Raw genomic sequence first — 17998 nt, forward strand, 5'->3', positions numbered from 1 at the left:
CATTTCCTCCAGTCTACTTAAAACCCTTTATATTGAGGTTCTTCACGTTCTAATACTGAAATTCTATTTTGTAAATCAGCGATGATGCTGTCCATTTCTAACATACATTCATGAAATACACGTTTTGATTCTTCATCCTGTGAATTTAGTGAAAGAGAGCTTAAACTTGCTTGAGAGCCCCTTACACTAGCAAGGCAGGTTTTAACGCTAGCGATAACTGTCATACAAACACCTCTTATCCTTTCGGTTTGAATAGCAATGCTCCAATAAAGCCGAAAATAATAGCTGCGGATACGCCGGCGCTCGTTACTTTAAACATGCCGGTAATGACGCCAACGATTCCGTGCTTTGCAGCTTCTTCCATTGCGCCGTGAACGAGGGCATTACCAAAGCTTGTAATAGGTACGGTTGCCCCGGCTCCAGCAAAGTCGATTAATGGTTCATACAAATTGAATCCATCTAATATAGCTCCGGCAACAACGAGTGTTGCCATTGTATGAGCGGGTGTTAGTTTGCCGACATCAAACATAAGTTGGCCGATTACACATATGAGTCCGCCAATGACGAAAGCCCAGAAAAAAATCATTGCGTTGCACCTCCAAATTCAATCGAAACGGCGTGAGCGATACACGGAATCGTTTCTTCTTGTTGGAATGTAAGTGGAGATAGTAAAGCGCCTGTCGCAACGACAAGTATTTTTTTGAACTCTCCTCTTTTCATTCGGTTTAATAAATGACCGTACACGACTGTTGCGGAACATCCTGGTCCACTAGCGCCAGCTATGACAGGTTGCCCCTCTCTATAGATGAGTAGCCCGCAATCTTGAAACTGTTCGCTTGTCACTTTTGTTCCGTGTTTATGTAGTAAGTCATAAGCAATTTCGCGTCCGACATGTCCTAGGTCGCCTGTTACGATTAAATCGTAGTAAGAGGCATCAATTTGGCGTTCGCGTAAGTGGGCTTCAATTGTATCGACGGCGGCTGGAGCCATCGCACCGCCCATATTAAATGGATCCGTTAATCCCATATCAACCACTCGTCCGATTGTTGCAGATGTTACCCTAGGGCCATGTCCAGTGTCACTTAAAATAGCCGCGCCTGCCCCGGTTACTGTCCACTGTGCAGTAGGTGGTTTTTGACCGCCGTATTCAGTTGGATAGCGGAATTGTTTTTCAACCGCAGTGTTATGGCTGGATGCCCCAGTTAATAAATATTTTGCACCTTTTGCATTTACGATACTTGCCCCAAGTGCTAAACCTTCCATAGAAGTAGAACAAGCACCGAATAATCCGAGGTAAGGAGTGCCAAGTGTACGGCAAGCAAAGCTTGTAGGGGTAATTTGATTAATTAAATCTCCTGCAAGTACGAATTGGATATCATCTTTACGAAGTTCTGCTTTTTCAGTAGCGCGGCTACAAGCTTCTTCGAACAAAATTTTATGTGCTTTTTCATAGGAATCTTGGCCGAGCCATAAATCTTCATGAAGGATATCGAAGTCTTCTGGAATTTTCCCTTTTGCTTCAAACGGCCCGCCAACGACTCCTGTCGAAATAATAACTGGTTTGTTTTCAAATACCCACGTTCGGTGTCCTTGTAACATTTATAGCCCTCCCCATTGAACGAGAATCGTTTTAATAAGTGCGATGACGAAAGCCGAAAATACACCAAACAAAATAACGGATCCAGCTAATTTAAACATGTTACCGCCAACACCAAGGACAAATCCTTCTGTACGGTGTTCGATACATGCGGCAATAACAGAGTTACCAAATCCAGTGACAGGTACAGCTGTGCCTGCCCCGGCAAACTGTCCAAGACGATCGTAGACGCCAAATCCCGTCAGTAGCATGGAGATAAAAATAAGAGTTGCAACGGTAGGGTTCCCGGCAGAGCGTTCAGTGAAATCAAAATAAGTAATATAAAAGGTGGAAATCAGTTGGCCTATTAGACAAATTAATCCTCCGACGAGAAAAGCTTTTATACAATTTTTAAAAACGGGGCGCTTCGGTTCGCGCTGTTGTTCGAATTTTTTATATTCTTGTTGTACAGGTGTTAAGTTTTTATCTTTACTAGACATTTGAATCCTTCCTTCTCTATTAGAAAGCTTAAATATTAGATCCCATTTCTGATTGAATGAGTTTCAATTGTTTTTTGATGCCATCTTTACTTACTTTCTTTTTCTTAATTTTGTTTTCAAGTTCTTCTATGAGCATAAAGATCTTTTTGTCTGTACTTACACGAATATTGAAAGTAGGGTTTTCATCACTTAGTTTCTTTTTTAATTTACTTCGTAAAGGTTTTAAACCAAACCTTTCGTGATGTTCAGGCTTGACGGCTATGTAAAGATCTAAATTTGTATTAACTGCGGTAGCTTCTATAATTCCCTCCATAGCAAGAGCTTTTTTCTTAGCGTCTTGCGATATAGATTGATTAAAGGATTCTGTACTCATTTTTGTTAATTTAGGGCCCTTGTCTTCTTCCGTTCGTTTAGCTTCTTCTTTCTTTACCTTTTTATCTAACGGGCTATTATCACATCCGGTAAGTGAACCGAATAGGAGCATAAATAACGCGGTTATGATTCCGAGTTTTCGCATTATAATCATTCCATTTCTATTGCAATATGTAATGTGATAGAAAAAGGATGACTGCATATCATCCTTTTTCTATTTCACAGCATGACGAATCCGTTATTGCTGCGAGTATTGTGGTTCTTCCTGTTGGACTTCTTCAACGCGTGGGTTTAAAGAATCGATAATCGTTTGTGTTTGCTCTGCAGCTGTTTGGAAAAGTTGCTTTGCTTGTTGGTTATCCGTATCAAGAGCGAATCCCTCTAAGCTAGCTTGTGCACTTTTTAATCCAGAAACAGTTTGCTTTAACTTTGTAATTACAGTCATTGAATGAAGCCCCCTTTGGAATATCAATTCAAAGATTATAATTTGTGAGTTGGGGTGAATTTATGATTGGAAAATTAAGGTGAAGAAATGTGTTTCTATACTTTAGGCTAAGGTGTATAAAGGATGAAAGGGGATATTTTTATTGATTTAGATGGATTTTATTGCTATTATTATGAGAAGAAAATGATGTGTTTTTTATAATCATGCGCCCATAGCTCAGTCGGATAGAGCGGTGGTTTCCGGTACCACGTCTGTCGGGGGTTCGAATCCCTCTGGGCGCGTCAAAAAGTCCTAACTTACGTTTTGTAGGTTAGGACTTTTTTTATTTCCCTCTTGTTATATCTAGTGATAAAATTTACTATTAGTACTTGGTTATAATAATGTTTTGCTTTATTATTTTCTTTCAATATTATTCAAATTTCGGTTGTAAGTTGTAAATCTCATTAATACATATAAATTAATAATATTTTGGAATGGGTGTCTGTGATAGCATTCTCCTTTTACCAAACTTATTGTACAATAGAAACAAGGGGGAGATTAGTTTGAAGGCAAGTCTTTTACAAGAACAAAGCTTACGTTTGGCAATGACACAAGAGTTAAGGCAAGCGATTACAATGCTCCAGTATAATGTACAAGAATTATCGGAGTTTTTGTATGAGCAATCGTTAGAGAATCCCCTTATTGAGTTAGGTGGTTTTGAGAGGGAGAAGAAAAAGAGCTCTAACAACAGTAAAAGTACCAGCAAACAAGTCGAGAATCAGATGGAAATCTACAGTGTGGATTCAACAACGATTCAGCAACATTTATTAAATCAAATACAGTATTATAAAATAGAAGAAGAAGAGCGAAAAGTAGCTTCTTTCATTATTATGAACATGGATGGAAATGGGTATTTACAAGAAACGAACGAAGAGTTAGCGGGTCTCCTTTCCGCACCACTTCATGTAGTCGAACGCTCTGTAGAGCTTGTCCAATCACTCGAGCCAGCAGGGGTAGGAGCGCGTAATATTCAGGAATGTCTAACTTTACAATTGAAGCGCTTACAAAGACGGAATGGATTAGCAGAAGAGGTTATAGAGGATCACTTCGCTTATTTCGTGAAGAAAGATTGGCGAAAGCTCGTTCAAGTGTTGAAGTGTAGTAATGAAGAATTGCAAACAGCGGTGAACTGTATTACATCATTACAGCCGAAACCAGGTCTTGCTTTTTCTTCGGATAAACCACTTTATATTGTGCCTGATATGGCAGTAAAAAAAGATGGCGATCGTCTCGTTTTACAGATGAATGAGAGAAATATGCCGAGAATTGAAATTCATTCTGAATATAGTGCGCTTCTTAATAATAGTGAAAGTGAAGTAGCATCTTACGTATCAGAAAAGTATCAGCATGTGCAGTGGATTATGCGCAGTTTGAAACAGAGAAAACAGACGCTCCTGCAAGTAATGACTATTATTATGGAAAAACAACGTGATTTCTTCTGGGAAGGTCCAGCGTATTTAAAACCGCTTGCTTTAAAAGAGGTGGCGGAAGAGTTAGGTGTGCATGAATCTACAATTAGTCGTGCAACGCGAAATAAATATGTGCAAACACCACACGGTTTATTTGAGATGAAATCGTTCTTTAGCAATGCCGTTTCAACGACTGAAGATGAAGCGATTTCTACAAAGCGTGTAAAACAATTTATTCAAAAGCTTGTTGAAGCGGAGAATAAGAAAAAGCCACTTTCAGATCAAAAGATTTCAAAATTATTAGAAGAAGAGCATGAAATTGTTATTTCTCGAAGAACGGTGGCGAAGTATAGAGAACAAATGCATATTCCAGCTTCGTCATTACGAAAAACGATCGGATAGGTGAAGGAGATGAAAGTTGTACTGTATACAAAAAAGGATTGTGGTCTTTGCGTGCAGGCAAAACAAGTTTTGCAGGAAGTACAATGTGAATATTCTTTTCAAATCGAGGAAATAGATATATATGAAGATAATGACCTTTTAGAAAAATATCACCTAATGATTCCGGTTGTAGAAATAGACGGAAAACAAGTAGAATATGGTAACATTCACAAAGGTGTCATAATAAACTATATAAAGAATGCAGTTAAGAGTTGAATAAGTTTCTATCTCCTGTTACAATAATACACGTAGCAGGGATTATTTTTTTAACCTATGTGGGACACAAAATGTCACTACGGGACGTAAAGTGACCACTAAGGAAAAATGAACCAATGTAGTGAGGAGAAAAGATATGCGCTCATGGATTCAGAATACAAAAAAATTATTACCTGATCTGCTACCTGTTATGCAAACGAGAATGCAAATTCTTCAATACATTAGGCTCATGCAGCCGATTGGAAGAAGGAACTTATCAGCAAGTCTCGGTATGACAGAACGAGTATTGCGAAGTGAAGTTCAAGTTTTGAAAGAACAAAACTTAGTTCACGTCGCTTCTTCTGGAATGACTTTGACAGAAGAAGGAACAGCTTTAGTTCTTGCTTTGGAAGACTTTATGAAAGAAATTTCCGGGTTAAAGGTTTTAGAAAAGCAACTTAAGGAAACATTAGACTTGGATGAAGTTTTCGTTGTCCCTGGTGATAGTGATGAATCACCTTGGGTCAAACTGGAGATGGGCCGTGCTTGTGTGACTTGTATAAAAGACCGTCTGACAGCGAATAATATCGTTGCTGTGGCTGGAGGAACTACGCTAGCTGCTGCTGCGGACATGATGCAGCTTGATTGCAAAGATTTACATATGCTATTTGTCCCAGCGCGTGGTGGAATTGGAGAAGGTGTTGAGTTAGAAGCCAATACCATTTGTGCCAAAATGGCGCAAAATACGATGAGTAATTATCGCTTATTGTATGTTCCAGACCATGTTAGTAGCGAAGCATATGCGTCTATTGTGACAGAGCCTTCCGTGAAAGAAGTACTTGAGTTGATTCGATCTTCCAATATCGTCATTCATGGAATAGGTGATGCGTTAACAATGGCACGTCGCAGAAATACTTCAGAAGCAGATTGGTTAAAGATTCAGGCAAGCGAAGCAGTTGGCGAAGCTTTCGGTTACTACTTTAATGAACAAGGAAATGTTGTTCATAAAGTAAGAACAGTTGGTATGCAACTAGAGGATTTACAACATGTATCTCACGTTGTTGCAGTCGCTGGAGGTTCTTCAAAGGCAAAGGCAATACAGGCTGTAATTAAACAAGGGCACACTTCAATTCTAATTACAGATGAAGGTGCAGCAAAACAGTTAACAAAGGGTATTACCCTTTAATATAATCCCCCAAGGAGGAAATTCAAATGACTAAAATTGGTATTAATGGATTTGGACGTATCGGACGTAACGTATTCCGCGCAGCTCTTAACAACTCTGAGGTAGAAGTAGTAGCAATCAACGACTTAACAGATGCTAAAACATTAGCTCACCTTTTAAAATATGACACAGTTCACGGAACTTTAAATGCAGAAGTATCTGCTAACGAAAACAGCATCGTTGTTAACGGTAAAGAAATTAAAGTTATCGCTGAGCGTGACCCAGCTCAACTACCATGGAGCGACTACGGAGTAGAAGTAGTAGTAGAATCTACTGGTCGTTTCACTAAAAAATCAGACGCTGAAAAACACTTAGGTGGATCAGTTAAGAAAGTTATCATCTCAGCTCCAGCTTCTGACGAAGATATCACTGTAGTTATGGGTGTTAACCACGAACAATACGATGCAGCTAACCACAACGTAGTATCTAACGCTTCTTGTACTACAAACTGTCTAGCTCCATTCGCTAAAGTATTAAACGAAAAATTCGGCGTAAAACGCGGAATGATGACAACAATTCACTCTTACACTAACGACCAACAAATCTTAGACTTACCACACAAAGATTTACGTCGTGCTCGTGCAGCAGCTGAAAACATGATCCCAACATCTACTGGTGCAGCTAAAGCTGTAGCATTAGTATTACCAGAACTTAAAGGTAAATTAAACGGTGGCGCTGTACGTGTTCCAACTGCTAACGTTTCTCTTGTTGACTTAGTTGTTGAACTTGACAAAGAAGTAACAGTTGAAGAAGTAAACGCAGCATTCAAAGCAGCTTCTGAAGGCGAATTAAAAGGTATCCTTGGATACAGCGAAGAGCCATTAGTATCTATCGACTATAACGGATGTACAGCTTCTTCTACAATCGATGCATTATCTACAATGGTAATGGAAGGTAACATGGTTAAAGTACTTTCTTGGTACGATAACGAAACTGGTTACTCTAACCGCGTAGTAGACCTAGCAGCATACATGACTTCTAAAGGTCTTTAATTCTTAATTATATAAGTAATCAATGACAAAACGAGGGAGAGGGTTTGTTCCCTCTCTCTCTTCTTTCGTTTTAGAAGCAAATGTGGTAAGCTTTTGAATGGGTTTTGTCAATCCTAACTAGTAGTCGGAGGGAAATCCAATGAACAAAAAATCAATTCGTGACGTAGATTTAAAAGGTAAGCGTGTATTTTGCCGCGTTGACTTCAACGTACCTATGAAAGAAGGCAAAATTACAGATGAAACTCGTATCCGTGCAGCTCTTCCTACAATTCAATATTTAGTAGAGCAAGGTGCGAAAGTTATTTTAGCAAGCCACTTAGGCCGTCCAAAAGGTCAAGCGGTAGAAGAATTACGTCTTACTCCAGTAGCAGCACGTTTAGGCGAGCTTCTTGGTAAAGATGTTAAAAAAGCAGACGAAGCATTCGGACCAGTTGCACAAGAAATGGTTGCAGCAATGAACGAAGGCGACGTATTAGTTCTTGAAAACGTACGTTTCTATGCGGGCGAAGAAAAGAACGATGCAGAACTTGCGAAAGAATTTGCAGCTCTTGCTGATATCTTCGTAAACGATGCATTCGGTGCAGCTCACCGTGCTCATGCTTCTACAGCAGGAATCGCAGACTACCTACCAGCAGTATCTGGTTTATTAATGGAAAAAGAGTTAGATGTATTAGGTAAAGCACTTTCTAACCCAGAACGTCCATTCACAGCTATCATCGGTGGTGCGAAAGTAAAAGATAAAATCGGTGTAATTCGTCATCTATTAGACAAAGTAGATAACTTAATCATCGGTGGCGGACTTGCTTATACATTCGTTAAAGCTTTAGGTCATGAAATTGGTCTATCTCTATGTGAAGACGACAAGATCGAACTAGCTAAAGAATTTATGCAACTTGCAAAAGAAAAAGGCGTAAACTTCTACATGCCAGTTGATGTTGTAATCACAGAGGAATTCTCTGAAACTGCAACAACTCAAATCGTAGGTATCGACTCTATCCCTTCTACATGGGAAGGCGTGGACATCGGTCCTAAAACACGTGAAATTTATGCAGATGTAATTAAAAACTCTAAGCTTGTTGTATGGAATGGACCAATGGGTGTATTCGAAATGACTCCATTCGCAGAAGGTACAAAAGCAGTAGGACAAGCATTAGCAGATGCAGAAGATACATACTCTGTTATCGGCGGTGGTGACTCTGCAGCAGCTGTTGAAAAATTCGGTATGGCTGATAAAATGAGCCACATTTCTACTGGCGGCGGTGCGTCATTAGAATTCATGGAAGGCAAAGAGCTTCCAGGTGTAGTTTGTCTTAACGACAAATAAGTAGCAGCCAAAGAAAAAGGACGGTGCAAAGCATGCGTAAACCAATTATCGCAGGTAACTGGAAAATGAATAAAACTCTATCAGAAGCAGTTAGCTTCGTAGAGGAAGTTAAAGGTCAAATCCCAGCAGCTTCAGCTGTTGATGCAGTAGTTTGCTCTCCAGCTCTATTCTTAGAGCGCTTAGTAGCAGCAACTGAAGGAACTGACTTACAAGTAGGTGCACAAAACATGCACTTCGAAAAAAATGGTGCATTCACTGGCGAAATTAGCCCAGTAGCACTTAGCGACTTAAAAGTAGGCTATGTAGTACTTGGCCACTCTGAGCGTCGTGAAATGTTTGCTGAAACAGACGAATCAGTAAACAAAAAGACTCTTGCAGCATTTGAACATGGTTTAACACCAATCGTATGTTGTGGTGAGACTTTAGAAGAGCGCGAAAGCGGAAAAACATTTGATCTAGTAGCAGGTCAAGTGACTAAAGCACTTGCAGGTTTAACAGAAGAGCAAGTTAAAGCAACTGTTATCGCTTATGAGCCAATCTGGGCTATCGGTACAGGTAAATCTTCTTCTTCTGCAGATGCAAATGAAGTATGTGCGCACATCCGTAAAGTTGTTGCAGAAGCTGTTTCTCCAGAAGCTGCAGAAGCTGTTCGTATTCAATACGGCGGTAGCGTAAAACCAGAAAACATTAAAGAGTATATGGCACAATCTGACATCGACGGCGCTTTAGTTGGCGGTGCTAGCTTAGAGCCTGCTTCGTTCTTAGGTCTTCTGGGGGCGGTAAAATGAGAAAGCCAACAGCTTTAATCATCCTTGACGGTTTCGGACTACGTGAAGAAACTCACGGGAATGCTGTAGCACAAGCTAAAAAACCTAATTTTGATGGTTACTGGAACAAATTCCCTCATACAACGCTTACAGCTTGTGGTGAGGAAGTGGGTCTTCCAGAAGGTCAAATGGGTAACTCTGAGGTTGGTCACTTAAATATCGGTGCTGGCCGTATCGTATATCAAAGCTTAACACGCGTAAACGTTGCAATTCGTGAAGGTGAGTTCGATCAGAACGAAACGTTCCAAAATGCAATTAAAAGCGTGAAAGAAAAAGGTACTGCTCTTCATTTATTCGGTTTGCTTTCTGATGGTGGTGTGCACAGTCACATGAACCACATGTTTGCTCTTCTTCGCTTAGCAGCAAAAGAAGGCGTGGAGAAAGTTTATATCCATGCATTCTTAGATGGCCGCGATGTTGGACCACAAACAGCAAAAGGTTATATCGATGCAACGAATGAAGTAATTAAAGAAACAGGAGTAGGACAATTCGCGACTATCTCTGGTCGTTATTACTCTATGGACCGTGACAAGCGTTGGGATCGCGTTGAAAAATGTTACAGTGCCATGGTGAATGGTGAAGGCCCTACTTATAAATCAGCAGAAGAGTGTGTAGAAGACTCTTATGCGAACGGTATCTATGATGAATTCGTATTGCCGTCTGTAATTGTTAACGAAGATAACACGCCAGTTGCAACAATCAATGATGATGATGCAGTTATCTTCTATAACTTCCGTCCAGACCGTGCAATTCAAATTGCTCGTGTATTTACAAACGAAGATTTCCGTGAGTTCGATCGTGGTGAAAAAGTACCTCACATTCCTGAATTCGTTTGTATGACACACTTCAGTGAAACTGTAGATGGTTACGTGGCATTCAAGCCAATGAATCTTGATAACACTTTAGGTGAAGTTGTTGCGCAAGCGGGATTAAAGCAACTTCGCATCGCGGAAACTGAAAAGTATCCGCACGTTACATTCTTCTTTAGCGGTGGTCGTGAGGCTGAATTCCCAGGAGAAGAGCGTATCTTAATTAACTCACCGAAGGTTGCAACGTATGACTTGAAACCTGAAATGAGCATTTACGAAGTAACGGACGCTTTAGTAAATGAAATTGAAAATGATAAACATGATGTTATCATTCTTAACTTTGCGAACTGTGATATGGTTGGCCATTCTGGGATGATGGAACCAACAATTAAAGCAGTAGAAGCAACTGACGAATGTTTAGGAAAAGTTGTAGAAGCGATTCTTGCAAAAGATGGTGTAGCACTTATTACTGCTGACCATGGTAATGCTGATCAGGAGTTAACTGCTGATGGTGGACCAATGACAGCTCATACAACTAACCCGGTTCCTTTCATCGTTACAAAAAATGATGTAGAGCTTCGTGAAGGTGGTATTTTAGGAGATATCGCTCCAACAATGCTTACACTTTTAAATGTGGAACAACCGAAAGAAATGACAGGTAAAACAATTATTAAATAATTTGCTTATATAAAAAGGAGAGAATTTATTATGTCAACAATTATTGATGTTTATGCTCGCGAAGTCCTTGACTCTCGTGGTAACCCAACTGTAGAAGTAGAAGTTTACACAGAAAGCGGCGCTTTCGGACGCGCTATCGTACCAAGTGGTGCATCTACTGGTGAGCACGAAGCAGTAGAATTACGTGACGGTGACAAATCTCGTTACCTTGGTAAAGGTGTTATGAACGCAGTAAACAACGTTAACGAAGCAATCGCTCCAGAAATCGTTGGTTTCGACGTAACTGACCAAGCTGGTATCGACCGTGCTATGATCGAATTAGATGGCACTCCAAACAAAGGTAAACTAGGCGCTAACGCTATCCTTGGTGTATCTATGGCAGTAGCTCACGCAGCAGCTGACTTCGTAGGTCTTCCATTATACCGTTACCTTGGTGGATTCAATGCAAAACAATTACCAACTCCAATGATGAACATCATCAACGGTGGTTCTCACGCTGATAACAACGTAGACTTCCAAGAGTTCATGATCTTACCAGTTGGTGCTCCAACATTCAAAGAATCAATCCGTATGGGTGCTGAAGTATTCCATGCACTTAAAGCTGTATTACATGACAAAGGTCTTAACACTGCAGTAGGTGACGAAGGTGGATTCGCTCCAAACCTTGGTTCTAACCGTGAAGCATTAGAAGTAATCATCGAAGCTATCGAAAAAGCTGGTTACAAAGCTGGCGAGAACGTATTCTTAGGAATGGACGTTGCTTCTTCTGAGTTCTACAACAAAGAAACTGGTAAATATGACCTTGCAGGCGAAGGCCGTACTGGCTTAACTTCTGCAGAAATGGTTGATTTCTACGAAGAGCTTTGCAAAGACTTCCCAATCATCTCTATCGAAGATGGTTTAGACGAAAACGACTGGGATGGTCACAAATTATTAACTGATCGTATCGGTGATAAAGTACAATTAGTTGGTGACGACTTATTCGTAACTAACACTCAAAAACTTGCTGAAGGTATCGAAAAAGGTATCTCTAACTCAATCTTAATTAAAGTTAACCAAATCGGTACTTTAACTGAGACTTTCGAAGCTATCGAAATGGCTAAACGTGCTGGTTACACAGCAGTTGTATCTCACCGTTCTGGTGAAACTGAAGATGCTACAATCGCTGACATCGCAGTTGCAACTAACGCTGGCCAAATCAAAACTGGTTCTATGAGCCGTACTGACCGTATTGCTAAGTACAACCAATTATTACGCATCGAAGACGAACTAGGCGAAATCGCTGTTTACGATGGTGTAAAATCTTTCTATAACATCAAACGATAATTGTAGAAAATAACGACAGACCGTGAGAAATCACGGTCTGTTTTTTTTGCTAAAATTGTTCACCCGTCATAAGTGACATGAAATGTTTAAAGAAACGGTTATAATCACAATCAATGGCGATTTGATGAATCGGCCAATCAATAAATGGTTTAGATTCTTCTAAAGAGCGAAATTCTCCATTTCTCCGTTAGTCACATTCCCCTTTGGAATAATTGGCCCGAGCCCTTGTTTTCCGTTTACATCTGTAAAAAAAGCAGGAGGGGCATCAGTAAGTGGACGTTCTGATCCACCAAATATCTTAATATTTCTATCCTTTGCTTCGTTCTTAAGAAGATGAGCATTTTGTACGGCCATTTCTTTTGGAACATTGCCATAATCAGCAACAATGCCGATGATTTCTATTTCATCGATAAAGAATGCTAAGAGGAGAGCCATCGTATCATCAATCCTAGGATCACAAAAAATAAGAAATTTTTTGGGCATATGTTCACCACCTATCTTGTTTATATATATGTAGGTTTAAGGATAAAGAAGATTATTTTATTGAAATAACAACATGATAAATTCAGAAAATAAAAACTTTTTATATTAGGTCAAGGTTTTTGACTTAATTTTCTTTTGGAAATGCAGTCATATCAAGGTTGTAAGCGTGTAACATAGGCTATTTTTGCTGTCAAGTTGATAAATTGCAGCTTTTTACAATTTATACTATGATAAAGATATTAACAGAAGATCGTATAAACATGAGGGATGATGAACATGAAATTTACAAAGATTCTTGTCCAAATTGCTGCTCTTTACGTTTTTTATATGGTTGGAACTTGGGTACAAGAAATGTTAAATATTCCGATTCCAGGAAGTTTGATTGGAATGTTCCTCTTACTTGTTTTACTTAGCCTAAAAGTTCTTCCAGTGAAATGGTTCGATTTAGGAGCAGAAACACTCGTTGCTATTATGCCGTTTTTATTAATTCCGCCAACGCTTGGCCTAATGAATTACGGTGCTTTTTTTATGAGTAAAGGAATTTCTCTTTTCATTACAATTGTAGCGAGTACATTTTTAATTATTATTGTCGCAGGACATACAGGACAATATCTTGCGAATAGAAAGGAAAGAGAGTCACGATGAGCCAAATATTAATCGGAATTGGTTGGGTTCTTTTTACGGTGCTATTATATCAATTATCTAAAAAAATCTATACATTATTTCCAACACCATTTACTATTCCAATGCTTGTAGCGACAGGATTAATGGCTTTCTTATTTATAGTGCTTGATATACCATATCAAAATTATATGGAAAGCGGTGGTGGCTGGATTGCGAATTTACTTGGACCAGGTGTTGTAGCGTTTGCAATCCCACTTTATAAACAACGTCACGTTCTGCAAAAGTATGTTGTACCAATTGCCGGTGGGGTATTAGTAGGTACAACAGTTGCGATCGCAAGTGATTTTGTTATTGCTTCACTTATGGGAACAGATAAAAGCTTAATTTTATCATCTTTACCAAAATCGGTGACAATGCCAGTTGCGATGAGTGTTTCTGAACAAGTTGGTGGTGTACCGTCATTAACAGCAGCTTTCGTTGTTATTGCGGGTATTACTGGAACAATTACTGGCCCGCTTTTATTAAAATGGAGCCGCGTTACAAACTCAGTTGGTAAAGGTATCGGATTTGGATGTGCTTCTCATATTATGGGTGTCATGAGAGCAATGAAAAATAATGAACATGAAGGTGTTATTGGATCGGTAACAATGACATTAACTGCAATTTTGACATGTTTGCTCGGACCATTATTTGCAATGATGTTTATGTAATAGAAGAAAAGCGAGAGCAACCTTATTGCTCTCGCTTTTCTATAGGATTTATGCTACAGTTACAATAACTGAATCTTTGTAGGAGGTACGCCAAGTGCATACGTTATTATCCGTTTTACTTATTATTGTATCGATTTTAATGATTGTTATGGTACTTATGCAGTCTAGTAATAGCTCAGGCCTTTCAGGTGCAATTTCAGGCGGTGCAGAGCAATTATTTGGTAAGCAAAAAGCACGTGGAATTGAAGCGGTATTAAACCGTATTACGATTGTTTTAGCTGTTCTATTCTTCGTATTAACAATTGCTGTTACGTACTTAAATTTATAGAATTGAAAGAAGGAGCGTTAGTAAGTTGTACTAATGGTTCTTCTTTTTTTATTTTGCCATTTGAAAGATGTTTCTAATTAGATTATAGAAATATAAATATGGTACACTAAGATATAGAAAGAATACGACTAGATTACAGAAGAGAAAGAGGAGAAGTACATGATGAAATTAGCATCTCCGAAACCATTTACATTTGAGGGTGGAGACCGCGCTGTTTTATTACTACATGGTTTCACAGGAAACTCAGCTGATGTACGTATGTTAGGGCGTTTCTTAGAAAAGAAAGGCTACACTTGTCATGCACCAATTTATAAAGGGCACGGTGTACCACCAGAAGAGCTTGTTCATACAGGTCCTGAAGATTGGTGGCAAGACGTAACGGAGGCATATCAGCTTTTAAAAGATAAAGGCTTTGAGAAAATTGCTGTTGTTGGATTGTCACTTGGCGGAGTATTTTCTTTAAAATTAGGTTATACAGTACCAGTATTAGGTGTGGTACCAATGTGTGCACCGATGTATATTAAGAGCGAAGAAACGATGTACCAAGGTATATTGGCATATGCCCGCGAATATAAAAACCGTGAGCAAAAATCACCAGAACAAATCGAACAAGAAATGTTGGAATTCCAAAAGACACCGATGAATACATTAAAAGCATTACAACAATTAATTGCTGACGTACGTAACAATGTGGATATGATTTATGCACCAACATTTGTTGTACAAGCACGTCATGATGAAATGATTAATACAGATAGTGCTAACATTATTTATAACGGTGTAGAATCTACGTTAAAAGACATTAAATGGTATGAAGACTCTACGCATGTCATTACACTTGATAAGCAACGTGACGAGCTACATGAGGATGTATATAACTTCTTGGAGCAACTAGATTGGTAAGATCTAGTTGCCTCTTTTTTTCATAAGGGAATTTTTTAACCCGCTTTAACCGGTAGTAAGACCCATACTCGAAATTTTGCTGAAGCCAAGAAAGTGGAGAGGGGACTAACTGCCCGTTAACGCCCGATTGGTGGGGTTACTAATCAGTGGGAATAGAAAAAATACTGATTAAAATTTCACTTTATGAAAACTGTAAAAAATCATTAGGGGCGTATTAAAGTTTCGCTTTATACATCCCCTATCTTTCGGATACACTAAATAATATAAGGGTTCAAAGGAGGTATTTTTACTTGGAAGAAATCACGCAAGAACATATTGATAAGTTGTTATTATTTATGAGAGAAGAAGCGTATAAACCGTTAACGATACAAGAGTTAGAAGAGGCATTTGGGATTGAAGGTTCTGAAGGCTTTAAAGATTTCGTGAAAGCACTTGTAATGATGGAAGAAAAGGGGCTTGTTATTCGTACACGTAGCAACCGTTACGGTCTTCCTGAAAAGATGAATTTAGTACGTGGTAAGTTAATTGGACATGCACGTGGTTTTGCATTCGTTGTACCAGACGAGAAGAAAACGGGAGACGATGATCTTTTCATCCCACCTACAGAGTTAAACGGTGCACTTCATGGCGATACAGTATTAGCGCGTGTTAGCTCACAATCAAGTGGTTCACGACAAGAAGGTTCAATTGTACGTATTTTAGAGCGTGGAACGAAAGAACTCGTTGGTACATATACAGAATCGAAAAACTTTGGGTTTGTTATACCTGACAATAAGCGCTGGACGAGTGATATCTTTATCTTGAAAAGTGCATCAATGGGTGCTGTAGAAGGTCATAAGGTAGTTGTGAAAATTACGAGCTATCCAGAGAATCGTTTAAGTGCAGAAGGTGAAGTTATTCAAATTCTAGGTCATAAAAATGATCCAGGAGTAGATATTTTATCTGTCATCCATAAACATCATTTACCTTTAGCATTCCCTGAAGAAGTGATGGAGCATGCAAACAGTGTACCAGAAACGATTTCAGAAGAAGATTTAAAAGATCGCCGTGATTTGCGTGACCAAATGATCGTAACGATTGACGGTGCAGACGCGAAAGATTTAGATGATGCTGTTACAGTAACGAAGCTTGAGAACGGTAACTACAAGCTTGGCGTTCATATCGCGGATGTAAGTCATTACGTTCAAGAAGGTTCTCCAATTGATGTAGAAGCAGCGGAGAGAGCGACGAGTGTATATCTTGTAGACCGTGTAATTCCGATGATTCCGCATCGTCTATCTAACGGTATTTGTTCGTTAAACCCGAAAGTAGACCGTCTGACGTTATCTTGTGAAATGGAAATCAACAACTTAGGTGATGTTGTAAAGCACGAGATTTTCCAAAGTGTGATTAAAACGACAGAGCGTATGACGTATGCTGACGTAAGAAGCATTTTAGAAGATGAGGATGAAGAGTTAATCAAACGCTATGAGCCGCTCGTACCGATGTTTAAAGAGATGGGTCAATTAGCACAAATTTTACGTGAAAAACGTATGCGCCGCGGTGCAATTGACTTTGACTTTAAAGAAGCGAAAGTATTAGTAGATGAAGAAGGAAAACCGACAGATGTTGTTATGCGTGATCGTTCTGTATCAGAGAAGTTAATTGAAGAATTTATGCTTGTTGCGAACGAAACAGTAGCAGAGCACTTCCACTGGATGAACGTACCATTCATGTACCGTGTCCATGAAGATCCGAAAGAAGATAAGCTGGAGCGTTTCTTCGAGTTTGTAACGAACTTCGGATATGCAGTAAAAGGACGTGCGAACGAAATACATCCTCGTGCACTGCAACAAATTCTTGAAATGGTTCAAGGACAGCCTGAAGAAGTAGTTATTTCAACAGTAATGCTTCGTTCTATGAAGCAAGCGCGCTACGATGCAGATAGCTTAGGACATTTCGGTTTATCAACTGAGTTCTACACGCATTTCACATCACCAATTCGTCGTTACCCAGATACGATTGTTCATAGATTAATTCGTGAATACATCATTAACGGTAAAGTCGACAATGAAACGCAAGCAAAATGGCGTGAAAACTTACCTGAGATTGCAGAGCACTCTTCTAATATGGAGCGTCGTGCTGTTGAAGCAGAACGTGAAACAGACGAAATGAAAAAAGCAGAGTACATGGTTGATAAGATCGGTGAAGAGTATGACGGTATGATTAGCTCTGTAACAAACTTTGGTTTATTCGTAGAGCTTCCAAATACAATTGAAGGTCTTGTACACGTTAGCTACTTAACGGATGATTACTACCGTTATGACGAGAAACATTTCGCAATGATCGGAGAACGTACAGGTAACGTATTCCGCATCGGTGACGAAATTACAATTCGCGTTATTAACGTAAACAAAGATGAGCGCGCAATTGACTTTGAAATCGTTGGCATGAAAGGTACGCCTCGCCGTAAGTTCAAAGATCGCCCAGTCGTTATCGAACAGCCAAGAACAGGCAGAAAGAAACGCGGTGGACGTAGCGAGCGCAGTAATGAGCGTGGCGGTGAACGTGGCACAGGGAGAAAATTTGACCGTGGTGGCAAAGGAAAAGGAAGAGGATCAGCTTCTACTTCCGCTTCCGCGTCCACGTCGGCTAGTCAGCCAGGGAAAAAAGATGGTAACGGCAAGAAGAAAAAAGCATTCTTCGAAAATGTACCAGGATTCAAGAAGAAAAAGAAAAAGCGTAAGTAAGAAAAGGAGGGCTTCGCTTTGATGAAAAGCGGGGCTTTTTCTTTTTTATTGGTGGCTTGAGAG

At 39.5% G+C, this 17998-nt stretch carries 19 protein-coding genes, 1 tRNA gene and 1 pseudogene; 14 read left to right on the plus strand and 7 right to left on the minus strand.

Going from position 1 to position 17998, the window contains the following annotated elements; translation table 11 throughout:
• Positions 1-17 precede the first annotated feature (17 nt).
• The 6 genes from ACXY7N_RS27405 to ACXY7N_RS27430 form a co-directional block, all read right to left on the minus strand.
• Entirely contained in the window at positions 18-224 is a 207-nt protein-coding gene (locus ACXY7N_RS27405; protein WP_016085602.1) for a DUF1657 domain-containing protein, read from the minus strand.
• A gap of 11 nt (positions 225-235) precedes the next feature.
• Positions 236-586 carry a stage V sporulation protein AE gene (gene spoVAE, locus ACXY7N_RS27410; protein ID WP_000575919.1) on the minus strand — a complete coding sequence of 117 codons (351 nt, stop codon included), beginning with the start codon at positions 584-586 and terminating at the stop codon, positions 236-238.
• Positions 583-1599 (minus strand): stage V sporulation protein AD, encoded by a 1017-nt coding sequence (spoVAD, locus tag ACXY7N_RS27415; RefSeq protein WP_000938954.1) that lies wholly within the window; start codon positions 1597-1599, stop codon positions 583-585. Before spoVAD ends, spoVAE begins: the two co-directional genes overlap by 4 nt.
• The gene (gene spoVAC / locus ACXY7N_RS27420) at positions 1600-2076 is read right to left on the minus strand and encodes a stage V sporulation protein AC (protein ID WP_000095409.1); all 477 of its coding nucleotides are present in this window, start codon (positions 2074-2076) and stop codon (positions 1600-1602) included.
• 28 nt (positions 2077-2104) lie between these two features.
• Positions 2105-2593 carry a YhcN/YlaJ family sporulation lipoprotein gene (locus ACXY7N_RS27425; RefSeq protein ID WP_001228530.1) on the minus strand — a complete coding sequence of 163 codons (489 nt, stop codon included), beginning with the start codon at positions 2591-2593 and terminating at the stop codon, positions 2105-2107.
• 93 nt (positions 2594-2686) lie between these two features.
• Entirely contained in the window at positions 2687-2893 is a 207-nt protein-coding gene (locus tag ACXY7N_RS27430) for a DUF1657 domain-containing protein (protein WP_000216160.1), read from the minus strand.
• A gap of 205 nt (positions 2894-3098) precedes the next feature.
• Here ACXY7N_RS27430 and ACXY7N_RS27435 point away from each other — a divergent pair.
• From ACXY7N_RS27435 to eno, 9 genes are all read left to right on the plus strand, one after another.
• Positions 3099-3174, plus strand: a tRNA-Arg gene (locus ACXY7N_RS27435).
• A gap of 261 nt (positions 3175-3435) precedes the next feature.
• Entirely contained in the window at positions 3436-4743 is a 1308-nt protein-coding gene (gene rpoN / locus ACXY7N_RS27440) for an RNA polymerase factor sigma-54 (protein ID WP_016135998.1), read from the plus strand.
• Between the two features lie 9 nt (positions 4744-4752).
• Entirely contained in the window at positions 4753-4998 is a 246-nt protein-coding gene (locus ACXY7N_RS27445) for a glutaredoxin family protein (protein ID WP_016085604.1), read from the plus strand.
• Positions 4999-5134: 136 nt separating this feature from the next.
• Positions 5135-6163, plus strand: a complete 1029-nt coding sequence (gene cggR / locus ACXY7N_RS27450) for a gapA transcriptional regulator CggR (protein WP_001258183.1) — start codon at positions 5135-5137, stop codon at positions 6161-6163.
• Between the two features lie 26 nt (positions 6164-6189).
• Positions 6190-7194, plus strand: a complete 1005-nt coding sequence (gap, locus tag ACXY7N_RS27455; protein ID WP_000161237.1) for a type I glyceraldehyde-3-phosphate dehydrogenase — start codon at positions 6190-6192, stop codon at positions 7192-7194.
• A 139-nt stretch (positions 7195-7333) separates the two neighbouring features.
• Complete coding sequence (locus ACXY7N_RS27460) at positions 7334-8518, plus strand: phosphoglycerate kinase (RefSeq protein ID WP_001036333.1); 1185 nt, start codon at positions 7334-7336, stop codon at positions 8516-8518.
• A gap of 32 nt (positions 8519-8550) precedes the next feature.
• Positions 8551-9306, plus strand: coding sequence for a triose-phosphate isomerase (gene tpiA / locus ACXY7N_RS27465; RefSeq protein WP_001231042.1), 756 nt, complete (start codon positions 8551-8553; stop codon positions 9304-9306).
• Positions 9303-10832, plus strand: a complete 1530-nt coding sequence (gene gpmI / locus ACXY7N_RS27470) for a 2,3-bisphosphoglycerate-independent phosphoglycerate mutase (RefSeq protein WP_001231145.1) — start codon at positions 9303-9305, stop codon at positions 10830-10832. Before tpiA ends, gpmI begins: the two co-directional genes overlap by 4 nt.
• Before the next feature lie 30 nt (positions 10833-10862).
• Complete coding sequence (gene eno / locus ACXY7N_RS27475; RefSeq protein ID WP_016085606.1) at positions 10863-12158, plus strand: phosphopyruvate hydratase; 1296 nt, start codon at positions 10863-10865, stop codon at positions 12156-12158.
• Between the two features lie 168 nt (positions 12159-12326).
• On the opposite strand, the pseudogene ACXY7N_RS27480 reads toward eno, so the two are convergent.
• Positions 12327-12641 (minus strand): annotated as a pseudogene (locus ACXY7N_RS27480) (nucleoside hydrolase); the annotation flags it as partial.
• Positions 12642-12917: 276 nt separating this feature from the next.
• On the opposite strand from ACXY7N_RS27480, the gene ACXY7N_RS27485 reads away from it, so the two are divergent.
• The 5 genes from ACXY7N_RS27485 (at position 12918) to rnr (ending at position 17935) form a co-directional block, all read left to right on the plus strand.
• Positions 12918-13286 (plus strand): CidA/LrgA family holin-like protein, encoded by a 369-nt coding sequence (locus ACXY7N_RS27485; protein WP_000673220.1) that lies wholly within the window; start codon positions 12918-12920, stop codon positions 13284-13286.
• Positions 13283-13975: an LrgB family protein gene (locus tag ACXY7N_RS27490; protein WP_016135997.1), complete on the plus strand. Its 693-nt coding sequence runs from the start codon at positions 13283-13285 to the stop codon at positions 13973-13975. Before ACXY7N_RS27485 ends, ACXY7N_RS27490 begins: the two co-directional genes overlap by 4 nt.
• A gap of 94 nt (positions 13976-14069) precedes the next feature.
• A complete protein-coding gene (gene secG / locus ACXY7N_RS27495; RefSeq protein WP_000557263.1) occupies positions 14070-14303 on the plus strand; it encodes a preprotein translocase subunit SecG in 234 nt (77 codons plus the stop codon).
• A gap of 162 nt (positions 14304-14465) precedes the next feature.
• On the plus strand, positions 14466-15206 hold the full coding sequence (gene estA, locus ACXY7N_RS27500) for a carboxylesterase (protein WP_165615090.1): 741 nt from the start codon (positions 14466-14468) through the stop codon (positions 15204-15206).
• Positions 15207-15496: 290 nt separating this feature from the next.
• Entirely contained in the window at positions 15497-17935 is a 2439-nt protein-coding gene (gene rnr, locus ACXY7N_RS27505) for a ribonuclease R (RefSeq protein ID WP_016085610.1), read from the plus strand.
• Positions 17936-17998: the final 63 nt, after the last annotated feature.

The sequence above is a fragment of the Bacillus sp. 5w2 genome (assembly GCF_054353775.1).